This is a genomic window from Pedobacter sp. B4-66, assembly GCF_018492665.1.
In the GTDB taxonomy this organism is placed as follows: domain Bacteria; phylum Bacteroidota; class Bacteroidia; order Sphingobacteriales; family Sphingobacteriaceae; genus Pedobacter.
The window spans coordinates 701430-716761 of sequence record NZ_JAFVME010000001.1 but is presented as its reverse complement, the minus strand read 5'-3'; the positions used below and the strand labels follow the sequence as shown (position 1 = coordinate 716761).

The following is a 15332-nucleotide window of genomic DNA, read 5'->3' as shown; positions in this document are numbered from 1 at the left end:
GCGCCCTGATAGTAATGTCAGGGCCTTTTTTATACCTGTATTTTTATCTGATAATAATCCTTTGGTTTTAATAGAAATTTTAACACTTTAGTTGTACAAAATACACGATCTATTACATGCTCAAAAGGGGGGCAAATTTTTACTAAAGCGTTTTTTCATGGAAAATAATAAAGAATTAATAAATAATATAATCACTAAAGAAATTGTAGAGGAGCCAGTTCAGCATTTAAACAATCCGGTTACAGATATAAAACCAATAGTTAAAAAATACCTTAGTCCAGTGCAAAGTGTTACTACTGTTGGGAATAAATTTTTCTTTGCCGATGGTGACGCAAAAGTTGAGATTAGAGTAGTAAGTGATGAGATTATCAGAGTGAGATTGGCACCACATGGTGTTTTTCTGGATGATTTCTCATATGCTGTTCCGGTGGTAGACCAAAAGGTTACTACTTTTAAATTAGAAGAGCTCGCAGACTACTATAGCATATCAACAAATACCGTTACTTGTAAAGTAAGAAAGGATGATTTCCACATCTCATTTACCGACAATCTGAATCAGATGGTGATGAGTGAAGATGCGACACCGATGCATTGGGAAGAAAACATAGAGTTTGGTGGTTATTATGTGTATGCTACTAAAAAATGTGGCACAGAAGAGAACTTCTTTGGTCTTGGCGATAAGTCAGGAAATATGAACCTGAGAGGTCGTCATTTCCAAAACTGGAATACCGATGCTTACTCGTTTGGATGGGATCAAGATCCATTGTACCGTACCATCCCGTTTTATGTTGGTGTAAATCAGCAGGCAGCCTATGGTATTTTCTTCGACAATACCTTCCGTTCTTATTTCGATTTCGGTAGAGAAGACAACTCCAAAACCAGCTTCTGGGCAGATGGCGGTGAATTGCAATATTATTATATCCACGGTCCACACATGATGGATGTGGTAAAAAGATACCAAACATTAACAGGGACTCACCCAATGCCTCCAAAATGGGCCTTAGGTTACCACCAGTGTAGGTGGAGTTATTATCCTGAAAAGAAGGTTAAAGAAATTGCTGATGGCTTTAGATCGCGTAATATCCCTTGTGATGCCATATATCTGGATATAGACTATATGGATGGATACCGTTGCTTTACATGGAACAAAAGCCATTTCCCTGATCCAAAAAGAATGATCAAGGAACTTGCAAATGATGGTTTCAAAACCGTTGTAATGATTGATCCTGGTATCAAAGTAGACGATAACTACTGGGTATTTAAAGAGGGTAAAGAAAATAATTATTTCTGTCGCCGAAGTGATGACTATTTTATGGAAGGTCATGTTTGGCCGGGCAGATGCCAGTTCCCTGATTTTACCAATCCAACCGTAAGAGAGTGGTGGGGTAATTTATACAAAGAATTGGTAGATATAGGAGTTGCCGGAGTGTGGAACGATATGAACGAACCTGCTGTATTTGGTTCTGGTACTTTTCCTAACGACGTAAGACATAACTATGATGGTTATAGAGGTTCGCACCGTAAAGCCCATAATGTGTATGGTATGCAAATGGTACGCTCAACTTACGATGGTCTGAAAAAACTAATGCGCAACAAGCGTCCGTTTACCATTACCCGTGCGGGTTATTCAGGTATGCAGCGTTATGGTTGTGTGTGGACTGGTGATAACGTGGCTACCTGGGAGCATTTAAAAATCGGTAACATCCAATGTCAGCGTATGTCTGTTTCGGGTGTTCCTTTTTGCGGAACAGATATAGGTGGCTTCAGTGGAGAACCTGATCCGGAATTGTTCACAAGATGGATCCAATTGGGTACATTCTCGCCATTCATGCGAGCACACTCTGCCGGTGACACTGCCGAAAGAGAGCCATGGAGTTTTGGAGAACCATATACCAGTATCAACAGAACTTATATTGAATTAAGATACAGGTTATTGCCTTATCTGTATTCAGTATTCTGGGAACATCACCGTTATGGCTTCCCAATTTTAAGACCATTGGTGATGCTTGAGCAAGAAAATATTAGTAACGGATACCGTCAGGATGAGTTTACTTTTGGCGATAAAATATTGGTTTGCCCTGTTTTAGAGCAAGGTGCAGCCTCTCGTATGGTTTATCTGCCAAAAGGAAAGTGGTACAATTTCTGGACGCATGAGGTGTTAACTGGAGAGAGTGAGCACAGCATTGCAACACCTTTAGATCATATGCCGCTGTTCGTAAGAGCGGGTTCGGTAATTCCGGAATATCCTGTAATGCAATATGTTGGCGAAAAAGACATAGATGAAGTGTTGCTTAACGTTTACTTTGCTGATTATGAGGTAAATTCATTCCTTTTTGAAGATCATGGAGATACCTTTGCTTACGAGCAAGACATCTATTCTGAGAAAAAATTCAGCGTTAAAGGAACTCAATATGCTTTAACTATTCAACAAACAAGAAGTGGATTATATACCCCTAATTACGAGTTGTACAACTACAATGTTGTTGGTTTGCCGTTCAATGTAAATAAAATTACGGTTGATGATATTGACATCACAGATTATACCTTAGATGAACGTAATTGTTTACGTTTTAAATCAAATAAAAATTTCACCACAATAAAAATCTATAATTAATGGAAGTACTTGCCTACAGTTTATTTAGCGATTTTGATATCTCATTATTTATTTCAGGCAAGCATTTTCGGTTGTATGAGAAATTTGGTGCACACCTCATACAACACAACAAAACAGATGGAACTTACTTTGCTGTCTGGGCACCTAATGCCCAGGCAGTAAATGTTACCGGTAATTTTAATAAATGGAATAAAACATCGCATCCGCTTAACAGACGGCTGGATTCTTCAGGTATCTGGGAAGGATTTATTCCTAACATCGGTAAAGGCGAAGTCTACAAATATGCCATTATAGGCTTTGATGGCAGCAACATAGAAAAGGGTGATCCTTTTGCTACAAAGTGGGAGCATCCGCCAAGAACGGCCTCAATTGTTTGGGATACAGATTACAGTTGGAAGGATAAAACATGGCTCAATAAACGCCCAAAAGCAAATGCATTAAACAAACCCATGTCGGTTTATGAAGTGCATTTAGGCTCTTGGCAGCGTGATCCATCAGAACCAAAAAGGGTGTTAACCTATAAAGAAATAGCAGCAAGCTTGGTGCCTTATGTATTGGATATGGGCTTTACTCATGTTGAGCTGATGCCAATTATGGAATACCCATATTACCCATCATGGGGGTATCAGATTACGGGCTACTTTGCAGCAAGCTCCCGACATGGCACTCCACAGGAGTTAATGTTTCTGATAGAGGAACTGCATAAAAACAATATTGGGGTTATTTTGGATTGGGTTCCTTCGCATTTTCCAGGAGATGCACATGGGCTTTACAAATTTGATGGTACTCATTTGTATGAGCATGCAGATATGCGCAAAGGCTTTCATCCAGATTGGAAATCCTATATCTTCAATTATGATCGAAATGAAGTTAGATCATTCCTGATCAGTAATGCGATGTACTGGCTGGATAAATTCCATGCAGACGGTTTGCGTGTAGATGCCGTGGCTTCTATGCTTTATTTTGATTTCTCAAGAAAAGCCGAAGAAGCAGCTACCAATGAATTTGGTGGTAGTGAGAACCTCGGTGCAACCTTGTTTTTAAAAGACCTTAATGAAGCCGTTTATGGCGCTTTTGAAGGAGTACATACTATCGCCGAAGAAAGCAGTACCTATCCGGGTGTAACACATCCTGTATTTGCCGGTGGACTTGGTTTTGGAATGAAGTGGATGATGGGCTGGATGAATGATACTTTAAAGTACTTTAAAAACGATCCGATCAACAGACAATTTCACCACCATCAACTAACTTTTAGCATAACTTATGCCTTTAGCGAGAACTTTATGCTGCCTTTTTCTCATGATGAGGTGGTGCATGGAAAGTCTTCGATGATTTATAAAATGCCCGGCGATGAGTGGCAAAAATTTGCCAACCTGCGTGTGCTTTATGCTTACATGTTTACTCAGCCTGGCACTAAGTTGCTTTTTATGGGAAATGAGTTTGCTCAAACCCACGAATGGGATTTCAAAAACTCATTAGACTGGCATTTATTACAACATCCTCCTCATTTAGGGATGCAGAAAACGGTAAGGGCCATTAATAACCTGTATAAATCTGAACCTGCGTTGTATGAACACAGTTTTTCGCATGAAGGATTTGAATGGATCAATGCCGATGATGCACAACACTCTGTTTACATTTACATTAGAAAAGGAACTAAGGCTAAAGATACACTTATTGTAATCCTTAATCTTACCCCGGTTTATCGCGAAAACTATCTCGTTGGTTTGCCATTTAAAGCAAAATGGAAGGAAATATTTAGTACGGATGCCAAAGAGTTTTTTGGAAGTGGGAAGTTAAATATTGAAGTATTATTGCCACTAAATGAGACCTGCCATGGCCGCGAATATTCTATTTCTTTAAATATCCCGCCTTTAGGAGCCTTGGTTTTAAAACAAGCAAAGTAAGGAGTGCTATTATAATTGCACCGATTATTGTGTAGTGAGTCCAGGAGAAGCCTGCAGGCTGTAGTGCTATCTTTTGGTCGTACCCCATGTAAATCAAGGCATCCCAATAATAGGGTAGGTATTCCTGTTCTGTATTTCGTTTGCCTGATAACCAGTTTAATTTGGAAAGATGTAATGCTGTGCCTACCTCTTCTCCTTTAATGATACTGTGATAGCTGTTTGCTGTAATTTGAGCGGCAGCATCATCATTTACATTCCACAGGCCGGCAATGGTACCTTGTGTGCCTATGGCTGTAAAGCCTCTGTTTAAGCTAATAATTCCTTCTCCGGCGGCCATCATGCCATCGGCGGTTCGGCAGGCACTAAGCACCACAAGGGCTGGGGCATATTTTCTTGCAGATAACTCAAATAGAAATATCTGGTCATCGTTTAAAGCAAGTGTAGGTTCTTGTTGAGCTCCTGAGAGGTAAGAGTGGGTACTGATATGGAGTACAGCTGATTCATCAAATGCTTTAAAGAAGTTTTTTACACTGGCATCCTCATCTGTCAAAAAACTGCCTGCGACAATCTTTTCTATAGCTTTGGCCTCTTTGGCAACTGCAGGTATGCTTTGTTGGTCGTTGTTTTGATGGGTAATAAATAAACCTGAAAAGGTTTTGTTTTCCTGAGTTTTCTTCTGCGATTGGTTTAACCAGGTCTGAATGGAAAAGGCGTAAGAGATGGTAATTTTCTTAATAAGATAAGGCCAGACAGAGATCGAAGGGCTATATTTATCATCAGTAATCAGGCCATCAAAAGATAGATAACCCAAAAAGTCGTCGGGGATCAGAATAATCTTTTCATTCTTCTTTAAATCAAATCCTCCCAATAGGGTAGTATAAATTGAATTAGAGGTAGTAAAAAAATCTTTAGGGTGATTCATCATTGCTGTGGGGCCATTGTGATAATAGGTATCAGCAAAGTCAGTTATCAATTTCTTAATGCCATCTGCATTGGGTATTCTTTTTACATGCTTAACCCGGCCATGTTTTATTTCCAATGCATAAATATGATCCATACCACAGAAGTACTCAATGAAATGTGTATTCAAAGGCAGCTGCTTCAAAAGTTTCAACGAAGTGTAGTCTTTAGTATCAGTAGCTATATTTAATGCAGGATAACGTTCTCTCAATTGCTTCTCTACATATTCTAGTTTAAACTTAAGCTCTGCATTATTCTTACCGATTGATTTAATGTCTTTCGGATCCTGCAGCAGTTCCTTATCATTAAATGCAATTGCGCGTTCCAGTGTTTGTTTGTAAGCAAATAGCGTATCCTTATTTTGAATCGTTAGTTGTTGTTGATTTCTTCTGATGTCATCCAGTAATGTGCGGGCTTTGGTCTGCTCAAAAATATCAGCAATCACTTCTGCATAGCGATGTTCCTGCGTTTTCCCCAACAACTTGAAGGCTATGGCCACGGCTTTCTCTGCTTTTTGTTTCATTTCCCCCTGAAAACGTTGTTTTGTTTTTACATCAGCCAGTTCAAATCGAATTTTGTCGGCAGCAACTAAGGATAACCTGATGTTATCTAATGATTCAGTTTCATTTCCTAAGAGCAAATAAGCCATCGCCTTTTGATAAAAAACATCTACCAGACGATTATCTCCATAAATCCTTTCTTTCCTGATTTTTTTGTCTCTACCTATTAATCCAAGGGTATTTAAGGTTTGATTAAAATAGTTTAAGGCTTCATTCCCATTTTTTTGGTTTAGTTTAATTGTCCCCAACTGGGTGATGATATATGCTTTCTCCCTAAGTCTGTTTCCTTTGTAGTAACTCTCGTTCAGCTTTAAAGCTTGCTGATAATAATTTTGAGCTAAATTAAAGTTCTGCTTAGCTAGTTGAATATCTCCGGCAGAGCTATAACTGCTTAGTAGCCAGTATGCTGTTTGAGTATCCTGTTTAAGTTTTTTTTGCCTGATGATGTTCCTGTTTATCGCTTTTTCGGCATTTACGATATCATTTTTATCCTTGTAGATATCGGCCAGAGTATTGTCTAGCAGGATATTTAAGGTTGATGTTGGAGCGATTTTTTTAATGCCAGATTCAATACATTCCTTGGCCTTTTTGAAATCTCCTAATGAGCGATAAGAAATAGCCATATTGTTGTAAACTGAAGCGATTAGTTCATTGTCATTTTGCTTTAACGCGATGTCAAGTAGCTTTTGTTGAAGAAATATGGCTTTCTCGTAATCACCTAAACGGGTATAGTTATTTGCCCAGGGTTTTAGTACATAGTCTGTAATACTTTCAATATTTAGTTTGTTGTCTATGCAGTAATTATACGCCTGTTCATAACAGTTAATAGATTCGAGGATATAGCCTGAAAACAATTGGTTGTAGCCTTGGTTGCTCAAAAGTATTAGCCATGCTTCGCGCTCAGAAACTGAGAGAGCCTTGCGCCATGAAGCCTTTTGTGTGCTCATTAGAAAAGGCAAACTTTGCCTGCGGTTAATTATGCTATAATCTATTCTTGTATATAGCCAATCTGTAAGGTTATCTGCTTTTTTTAGAGAATCTAAGGTTTTAACAATGTACTGAGGAATGGTTGACTGAATCTGTGCGACAGCCGATGTTGTAAATGCGAGAAGAATCAGAAAAATGCTGTACCAGAATTTAATGGTTCTCATTAATGGTCGTTTTAGCTAAAATACTTTTTTTAGCTAAAACTTCCATGTTAAATAAGTAATTAACCTGTTATTGCTGTTTTGTAAAGTGAACAGGTAACGAAATCCAATAGAGGGACCCACATGTACTTTTCCTACTTGCAGATCTGCAAATAGTGTATTTTGGAAATCATTTAAACTACTGGAAATCTTTTTAAACGTTTCCGTTGCTTTATGAATCCCACCCGACTGAAGCAGTTGAGCGGCAATAGTTGTAGAGGGTTTGTATTGTTTATCCAGATTAAAAGAAACCAGTGTACCAGCGCCTGCACCAATGTATTTGTTAAAGTTATACCTTAACTGAAGTGGAACAATATTAATGTTTACCACTTTAATTACTGCTGTACTATCTACATAATCAACTTTTGCTTCTTCACGTTTACCGTTTGCATTTTGCACTACAATGAATCTTCCATCACCGGGGGTATGCTTTATCAGATATTCTTTTTCTGCATAAGAGTTCATGTACAACTCGGCTTGTAAATAATAGCGGTGTGGTGCGTATGGAGCAATACTTACTCCAAGAGTAATGCTTTTCTGTCCTGCAAAAGGTGTTTTTCCACTTTCAAAAGGAAAACCATAACCGACAATAATGCCAGGAGATAAGCCCATTTTATATCTTCCTGTTGATTTATTGGTGTAAATAGGTTCATTTTTATCAAATACAATTGCGGCTCCACTTTTAAAAGGCAGTTTTTTAGGCTTGTCTTTAAATCCAATTGAATATTCAATATAACCCATTGTTGAATCGGCATCATTTACACCTTTTTGTTTTAATCCAGGTAGATAAATATTTTTAAAAACAAAGTGAACACTATCCGTAGTGTGTAACGTGTCAATGCAACTCTGGTTGGTGTAGGCAGAGTCGCATGAAATTACTTTGGGTTTGGAATCTAATATTTTAACTGAGTTGATATCCAATACGTCAGCAATAGCAACGCCAACATCAACTTTTTTAGCAGGGCCTTTACCAGTATTTTGGAATCTTACTTTGTAGGTCAATTTTTTCTTTTTACCACTAAAACGATAATTCATTCGACTGTTTTTTAGCGACATCTTATTGGGATCATGAGAGGCTACAATTTGAAGTTCCAGTGTGAAAAATTCAGTTGATACAAGTGGATTGTCAGGTATAAACATCCCGGTAAGGTTTATTGTGGCGTTGGTGTCTTTGATCATTTCAGGTGTAGTTTTGAATTGCATGAACAGAAACTTTTCCTCACCTGATTTTAAATTTTCAAACTTCCAGCTTTCACTTTTTCTAAAGGCAGCCATTTTTTCTTTGATGAGTGCTGAGCCTTCGGCATCTAAAACCAGATTGTTAATTTCCTGAACATTTGGACCGGATACAGAGGCATAATAAGCATCATTAGTGGCATTAGCTTTTAGCAGTGCAAAACTACCATGTTTATCAATTGAAATTTTTTGCTCTTTATTATAAGCCCTGGTTTCTACCAGATCAAAATTGTTTTTCTCGAACTCTTTGTCGTTGTACAGTACAGAAAGCGTACCGCTCAAATTTGCGATTCCATTTTCCCGTTTGTTTTTATAACCAACAATCAACATCATATCGTCACCAGGTTTAGGCATGTTGTTAGTTTTTAGTTCAATCGAGCCCCCCGATTTAAAGAATATTGGTTCAGTACTAGGTTGGTTCGCTGCAAGAGTTGGTTTGGAACTACCTGGTTTTAATGGCTTAGGTCTTGTTGGAGGTGGTTTGCCATCATCATAACTATTGGTCGCAAATAACCGCACATTATGAAGAAGAGTATCAGTAAATATATGTGCCGGTTCTTTCTCAAATGAAAACTTTCCATCACCAAATTCCCAGAAGTAGGTGTAGAAAGGCTCCGGAGCACCAGCTATTTGTCTTAACGGGCGCAGTACTGAGTTAAATTTAACAACACCATTTTCCTCCTTATAATTAATCACCGCCGGTACAGTATCTGCCGGAACAACTTTTAATGGTAAAGGTTGTGTTTGTGCCATCACAGTTCCAACAGAGATCAAAAAGAGCAGGTAAATTAATTTCTTCATCTGTAATAAAATTAGCAATTAACTTTATAAATAATAAAAAAAGATAAAGCAGGGTTTAGGTGCTTTATCTCATTTGTGTATTTGTAGATAAGTATTAATAATTATCTAAACTATTGATGGCAGTTTGTATAGCATCTTCTGTTGTTTCAGTTAAAGTAAGTACCACATTTTGATTGGCACTAATGGTAGTTTCTATAGCTGCATAATAGTATCTTCCATCTTTAATTGAAAAAGCAAGCATACGACCTTCAGCACCAATTGGCATCATATTATCATAGCTTTTTACTTTACTTGGTCCATTAGGTGTGTATAATTGTGCCGCCACATTACTGCCTTTTGCGCAAAAGAAAACGAAGGTTTCTCCGTTAAATCCACGGAAAGTAGCCATAGCGCCAGGATTATTTGCAACTTCTACAGTTACAGTTGTTTTTGGATTATTGTTGCTGTAAAATACATCGCAGTTAATCCATCCAAGATTTCCGAAATCGAAGGTAAATGCATTCTCAACAGCAGGTACTTCTCTTTTTATATTGTCGTTCTGTTTACCGGGAGCTTGCCATGCCATTTGGTTATTGTTGCCTGCCACTAGCGGCTTATCTTGTTGGTCCACGCCAACCCAAAGTTGTGTAGTCCCATCTCTTTTAGCTGGGATAGAGATTTTTACCGGTACAGCCAGGTTTTGATCTACACTAATTCCGTCAGATTTTACATCTATAAATATAAAACCATCTGATGCCAATGGAGCACCGGAAGCATGATTAGTGTTGGCCCCGGTAAATAAAATATCACTTCTTTTAAGTACTTCATAAGCTTCAACAGATACATTTCCGGTTACAGCAACTCCTCCTTTAGTTAATGATCCTTCAGGAAATGTAATTTTTGATCCATTTAAAAGCGTTATTGTTTTAGGCAGAGCAGATGCGTTTATTTGATTTACTTGTTTTTGTGCTCCAAACTTTTCCATAAATTCTTTAGCGGAATTTATTGAGCCAGTTTTAATTGGACTATCCTTTTTACAGGCAATCGTTAATGAAATTAATGCAATAAATAATGCTGATGTTAAGTTGAACTTTTTCATGGTCTTTAATTTTATAGTTGCTTACTCTTTTCGGGCTTTTCAGCGTACGCCATAGGGTGATTTGAATAGATATCAGCAACACATTAAATTTGTTACCCCCATGTTTAAATATTTTATTAGCGGGCTATAAAAAGAAGTTTTAAATTAGAGGCGATATCATTTACTATAATCCGTCAATGGCCAAAAAAATACATTCAGATCAGCGTTATCTTGTTGGGTTGGTAAACAATGATACTGTTGTTATCAATGAGATTTATAAGAATTGTTCAGGAAAGATCAAGTCATGGATCAACTTTAATAACGGGAGTGACGATGATGCTGCGGATATATTTCAGGAAGGACTGATGGATGTTTACCGACAAGCAAAATACAAGTCATTGGAACTTACTTGTCCATTCGAACCTTTTATCTTGTTGATTTGCAAACGTAAATGGTTAAATGAAATAAAGAAAAGAGCAATTCTACCGGTAACAAATAATGAGGATGATTTATTACATATCGGAGAAGATACTTTTGCCAATGCAGATTATCTGCAAAGTCAGGAACAGCAATCGCAGCTATTTCTTAAAGTCTTTGAGAAATTAGGAGAGCGTTGCAAGGAGATCATTACCTGGAGTATGAGGGGAGAGGCACAAGAAAAGGTGGCCGAAAGCCTTGGTGTTACTTATGGCTATTTGCGTAAGAAAAAGTCTGAATGCATGGCTTCTCTTATTATGATGGTGAAAGCTAATAAAATAGAAGAATAAAGATGAATGAGGAAAAATTACTGACTGTTGCGCGTTACCTTGAAGGTGATATGGAGCTTCAGGAAAAACAGGAGTTTGAGGCCCAGCTTGAAAAAGATACTGAACTACAAAATTTAGTAGCAGAATATAATGATGTTCATGAAACATTGAAGATTAAGATTGCTCCTTCAGTAGCTGATAAAAAGGTTGCAGCAACACTCTCTGACTTAAATCAAAAATATTTTAAAGAGACCCGCCAAATAGAGCCCGTGGTTGAGAATGAGGTTAAGGTGGTCTCATTTAAATCATATTTAAAATGGATAAGTGTAGCTGCAGTTTTAGTACTTGGCTTGTTTGTCTGGGCACCATGGTCATCAGGCCTGTATGGTAAATACGCCATTAGCAGACAAATGTCGGTCGCAGAGCGCGGAGATAGTGCTGGTGCGCTTGCTAAAGCTGCAGAGTTATATAACGCAGGTGATTACGACAAGGCCCGTAAAATAATGCAAAAGGAATACATGAGTAACCCTCAGGATCCATTGTTGTCTTATTATTTTTCTATAACATTAATTGAAAATTCTCAGGAGCATGAAGCACGAACAGTGCTCGCAAAACTGTATGAAGGAGAATCTGCGTTTAAATACGATGCGGCTTATTACATCGCATTGAGTTATGTAAAACAAGACAATAAAAAGGACGCCTTAAACTGGTTGTCGAAAATTCCAGAAGGCACGGCTAATTATGAGAAAGCAAAGGAACTTTCAAGTAAATTGTAAAGAGTACATCAGTACAATTTTTTTAATATCCTTCAGATAAGTTTGTTCTTGTTTTTTCTTCATTAGCTCCAGTCCCCGTTTTTGTTCTTTTTATAGCTCCTCCGAAATTATAGGTGAAAGATAATCTACCAATTCTGGTCTCATATTTATTTTGCCATACCTGTCTTATAAAAGGCGAATTTTGGTTGTACCTGATTTTGTAAGTATTAAAAATGTCGGTTACGTTAAAAGCTAAGGTTGCTTTTTTCCCAAACAAGCTCTGTCTTACTCCGGCTACCAAATACCCATAAGGGTCGTTGGTGATATTGCGCTCCTGAATTTTTCCACGATATCTGAACAGAATTTGTAATGAGAAATCACGCGTAATGTTAAAATTGTTATAGGTATCAAATGTAAAATTTAATCTCCCTGAGTTATTTATGTCAATGCCGTCTACACTGCTTTTAAACGAAATCTTGTACATATTTGAGAAAGTCCCGGCATACCACCATTTGTTGATTTGCTTATTAAACGCAACATGCAGACCAATATATTCACTGTAATTATTATTTATTGGGGCTGTTGTAGTAATGCCATCCTCATTGTACAATGAAGAGAAACTAGTGAAATCCTTTAGCGTTCGTCTATATTCAATCATGCTAGACAATGCATTTTTAAATGAATGGGTTAGCGAAAAATTGTAAGAAACCGAAGGAGATAATTTTGGATTTCCTTGTGTGTAGTTATTGGAATTGATAATACGGATTAATGGATTTAGGTTTTCATAAGTAGGGCGGTTAACGCTTTTGTTCATTGTTAGGTTTAAACTGTGCTGTTTGTTGAATTTATAATCAAAGAAAACTGATGGGAATAGTTGAATGTATTCTTTCGTAAATTGTTCACCTGTATAAATTTGCTTGCCTTTTCCCCAGGTGCTTTCTGCCCTGAGTCCAATGTTATAAGAGAGTTTTTTAATTGAATTCCCATATGTTGTATACAGTGCATTGATGTTCTCAGAATATTTAAAATAATCATTCTGAGTATTCGAAATATCAGCTGTGGTTTCGTCCAGCGTCAGAAGATCATTGTTGTTTTTTGAGATCACGTAGCTTGATTTCCAGCCAGCCTCTATATGTGCAGTTTTTGTTAAAGGATGAGAATAATCTGCTTTTGCAGCATAAACATCAAACTTACGCTGCTGTTCTAGTAGCGAATGTGAAGGTTCAACCGGATCTGCTGAACTGCCGTATTTTTTTATGGTATAATTTTCATCCGAGTTATTCAAATAATTAAAGTAATCAAAATCTACAGTGTATTCTCTTCCGGAGGTATCAATTTTATGTATTAAATGAAGGCCAGAACTAAAGTTTTCTGTTCTTGTTTTTACAAGATCTAAAAAATCTTCTTTATTAGACGTTGGTTGTTCTATACTGAAGTGTTCGGTAAAAGAGGTCGCGTTTTTATTAAACAGTTGAACCTCCTTAATGGCCGAGGCGGATAAAGTGGTTTTCTCTGATAGATAGAAATCAAGTCCAAGGTTTGGGGTATAAATCCTGTTACTTCTTATGCTCGAAATATTAGATGAAGTTTGTGAGTTACCAACGCTGTTATTTAGAAAATTAGATTCAATTTTAGAGTCAATAGAATACTTATTGAAGGAGTAATTTGGATTAAATAGTATGTTGATGTTGTTGGTCTTATAATTAAGAGTTAGTCCTGCGTTGTGCTTGCCAAAATTGCCCTGGCCTATGCCTGCAATAACATTTCCACTTAAACCTTCGCTATGGTTTCTTTTCTTTATGATGTTTATAATACCGCCACCACCACTTGCGTCATATTTTGCAGAAGGGTGGGCTATTAGTTCAATTTTTTCAATGCCCTTGGCCGACATACCTTTCAGCAAACCAGATAATGCTTCGGAAGATAGGGGAGTAGCTTTTCCATTTATGAAAATCTGCACTGATTGGCCGTTCAGACTAATACGTTCGTCAGGAGTTACCTGTACTCCAGGTAGTTTATCCATCACTTCTAAGGTTGATGAACCTGTGCTCACCTCGTCATTCATGTTGATGATTACTTTGTCAGCTCTTCTTTCAATAAATGGTTTAGTCGCCTTTATGGTGACTGCGTTTAGCATAGTTGCAGTTGGGATTAATTGGAGCGAACCGGTATTAATTGTTGAAGTGTTTTCCGTGATGCCAAGTTCTGTTTTGGTAAGGGTTTCGTAACCCATCATTTTTACCTCTAAAAAGTAGTATCCTGCTTTAATACCTTCAATTGTAAATGTTCCATTTTGGTCGCTAATAGAAGTTCTAAAAATAGAAGAGTCGGCCTGATTTTTTAGTATTAATGAGGCGTAGGAATGGTAATCTTCTTCTCGTCAGTCACTGAACCTTTTATTGTGCCTTTATTTGACGCTTTAGACTGAGCCTTTAGATGTTGACTCATTAATAATAGTAAGGAAGTAATAATGAAAAATCGGGCTGGGCTAAATTTTGAAAATAGGAGCATAAGTGAAGCTTAAGTTTTGTAAAAGCTAATATAACTAACTATTTAGTTGTTATAACTAATTTATTAGTTATTTTTTATTTATGTCATAAAATAAATCAGCATAATCGCTGTGTTTATAAATTAAACTTTCAATAAGTTTTGAAAGTTTAATAATTTACCAGTACATTTGATCTATGAAAAGCTTAAAAAACCACTTGATCCTTTTTGATGCAGAATGCCCAATGTGCAAGCTGTATACTAAGGGCTTTACTAAGGTTGGAATGCTTGATCCGACAGGAGCACAACCTTACCAGAACATGCCTCAAAATATTTGTCCATATGTGGATCAGCAGAGGGCGGTTAACGAAATTGCACTGGTTGATACCGATACAGGGCAGGTAACCTACGGTATACACAGTCTGTTTAAAGTGCTTACAAATTCAATCCCTGTTTTTGGTCCGCTGTTTTCTTTTAAACCCTTCGTTTGGCTAATGAGTAAAGTATATGCTTTTGTATCTTATAATAGAAAGGTTATTATACCTGCAGAAATAACAGCGGACAGCTATGCAATTCAGCCGACTTTTAAATTGAGGTATCGTATTGCATATTTATTTTTCACTTGGTTTATAGCCAGTTTTATACTTACCTATTATATCGGTTTATTAAAAGAACTGATGCCAGTAGGAGGTGCTTACAGAGAGTATTTTATTTGCGGTGGACAAATTGTTTTTCAGGCTATTGTGGTGGGTATTATTGGCTGGGATAAGAAATGGGAGTACCTGGGCAATATGATGACCATATCTTTTGCCGGCTCTTTATTGTTGTTGCCTGCTTTATTGATGGCGAAGTTCCTGGTATTGCCTGCGCTTTTTTATGCTACCTATTTTATGGGAGTTGCAGGCCTTATGTTTTTGGAACATTTTAGACGAATGGGCATTTTAAAACTTGGATATATACCTACCTTAACCTGGGTGATGTACAGAATAATTGTCCTTTTACTGATCTTATTTATTTAAAGA

The 15332-nt window shown here is 37.3% G+C and carries 9 protein-coding genes; 5 read left to right on the top strand and 4 right to left on the bottom strand.

What is annotated here, in order from left to right:
- The first annotated feature begins 157 nt into the window (after positions 1-157).
- Complete coding sequence (locus tag J1905_RS02950) at positions 158-2614, top strand: glycoside hydrolase family 31 protein (RefSeq protein ID WP_214225707.1); 2457 nt, start codon at positions 158-160, stop codon at positions 2612-2614.
- Positions 2614-4521 carry a 1,4-alpha-glucan branching protein GlgB gene (gene glgB / locus J1905_RS02945; RefSeq protein WP_214225705.1) on the top strand — a complete coding sequence of 636 codons (1908 nt, stop codon included), beginning with the start codon at positions 2614-2616 and terminating at the stop codon, positions 4519-4521. The genes J1905_RS02950 and glgB overlap by 1 nt, the downstream gene beginning before the upstream one ends.
- Here the strand turns inward: glgB and J1905_RS02940 are convergent.
- The 3 genes from J1905_RS02940 to J1905_RS02930 form a co-directional block, all read right to left on the bottom strand.
- The gene (locus tag J1905_RS02940) at positions 4466-7192 is read right to left on the bottom strand and encodes a CHAT domain-containing protein (protein ID WP_214225703.1); all 2727 of its coding nucleotides are present in this window, start codon (positions 7190-7192) and stop codon (positions 4466-4468) included. The two genes, glgB and J1905_RS02940, sit on opposite strands and share 56 nt — an antisense overlap.
- Before the next feature lie 33 nt (positions 7193-7225).
- Positions 7226-9265 (bottom strand): PKD domain-containing protein, encoded by a 2040-nt coding sequence (locus tag J1905_RS02935; protein ID WP_214225701.1) that lies wholly within the window; start codon positions 9263-9265, stop codon positions 7226-7228.
- A 94-nt stretch (positions 9266-9359) separates the two neighbouring features.
- Entirely contained in the window at positions 9360-10343 is a 984-nt protein-coding gene (locus tag J1905_RS02930; protein WP_214225699.1) for a hypothetical protein, read from the bottom strand.
- A 176-nt stretch (positions 10344-10519) separates the two neighbouring features.
- On the opposite strand from J1905_RS02930, the gene J1905_RS02925 reads away from it, so the two are divergent.
- Positions 10520-11089 carry an RNA polymerase sigma factor gene (locus tag J1905_RS02925; protein WP_214225697.1) on the top strand — a complete coding sequence of 190 codons (570 nt, stop codon included), beginning with the start codon at positions 10520-10522 and terminating at the stop codon, positions 11087-11089.
- 2 nt (positions 11090-11091) lie between these two features.
- The gene (locus J1905_RS02920) at positions 11092-11844 is read left to right on the top strand and encodes a tetratricopeptide repeat protein (protein WP_214225696.1); all 753 of its coding nucleotides are present in this window, start codon (positions 11092-11094) and stop codon (positions 11842-11844) included.
- A 22-nt stretch (positions 11845-11866) separates the two neighbouring features.
- On the opposite strand, the gene J1905_RS02915 is transcribed toward J1905_RS02920, so the two are convergent.
- Positions 11867-14059 carry an outer membrane beta-barrel family protein gene (locus J1905_RS02915; RefSeq protein ID WP_214225694.1) on the bottom strand — a complete coding sequence of 731 codons (2193 nt, stop codon included), beginning with the start codon at positions 14057-14059 and terminating at the stop codon, positions 11867-11869.
- A gap of 448 nt (positions 14060-14507) precedes the next feature.
- Here J1905_RS02915 and J1905_RS02910 point away from each other — a divergent pair, with 448 nt between their 5' ends.
- Positions 14508-15329: a thiol-disulfide oxidoreductase DCC family protein gene (locus J1905_RS02910; RefSeq protein ID WP_214225687.1), complete on the top strand. Its 822-nt coding sequence runs from the start codon at positions 14508-14510 to the stop codon at positions 15327-15329.
- Positions 15330-15332 lie beyond the last annotated feature (3 nt).